This is a genomic window from Micromonospora sp. M51, assembly GCF_018070305.1.
GTDB lineage: Bacteria > Actinomycetota > Actinomycetes > Mycobacteriales > Micromonosporaceae > Micromonospora > Micromonospora parva.
Genome location: NZ_JAGPXZ010001333.1, coordinates 1 through 796, shown reverse-complemented (window position 1 = coordinate 796; position 796 = coordinate 1). Strand labels below are relative to the sequence as shown.

1 pseudogene is annotated in these 796 nt (G+C 71.2%); it reads right to left on the bottom strand.

Annotated features, from left to right (window positions below):
• Positions 1-147: 147 nt before the first annotated feature.
• Positions 148-796, bottom strand: a pseudogene (locus tag KBX53_RS34635) (hypothetical protein); the annotation flags it as partial.

The window sequence follows — 796 nt, the reverse complement described above, 5'->3', positions numbered from 1 at the left end:
GAGGCGTACAAGAACCGCTGACGCGACGCGACGACGGGGCCCCGCCAGCACGGCGGGGCCCCGTCGTGTGTCCGGGTCGCCCGTTGCGACGCGATGGCCGGCCACCCCAGGTTGGTTGCCCCGGGGTGGCCGGCCATCGTTGCTACCTCAGTTGACGTCGATGCGCACCGAGTCGAAGGCGGGGGTCTGGTTGGCCCGCTCCATCATCGGCAGGCGGTGCGAGCCGTCACCGGCCCAGACGGAGCACTGGGCGGTACCCGACTCCGGCAGGCCCGGAATCTGGATCGTCACCTCGTCGGGCTGGGCACCACCGCGGCCGTCCTCGGTCGCGACGAAGAACGCGGGCACCTCCTGCGGCTCCGGCGGCGCGGTCAGGCTGTCCAGCATCCGGCAGGCGGTGTGGAAGTGCCCACGGACCAGGCCCTGGTCGTTGAGCAGCGAGCTCTCCACGTAGTAACCACCCTGACCGGCGGCCAGGAAGCGGTCCCGCACCAGGTTGCGGGTGCTGACCCGCAGGGTGAAGGGCTGGTTCTGGCCAACCTGCTCGGGGAACTGGGTGATCAGCAGCGACGGGTTGTTGGCCGCCGCGCCGACCTCACCGAACTCGGTGCTCACGCAGCGGTTGCCGTTCTGGAAACCGTCGTGCGGCTGGAGCCGGCTCTCGTCGCAGTCGTTGGCGAGCACGCCGAGCCCGGCGCCGGGCTCGGTGCCACCACCGTTGTTACCGCCGCCGTTGTTACCGCCGCCGTTGTTACCGCCACCGGGCGTGGTGGTGGGGGTGCTGCCACCGCCGTTG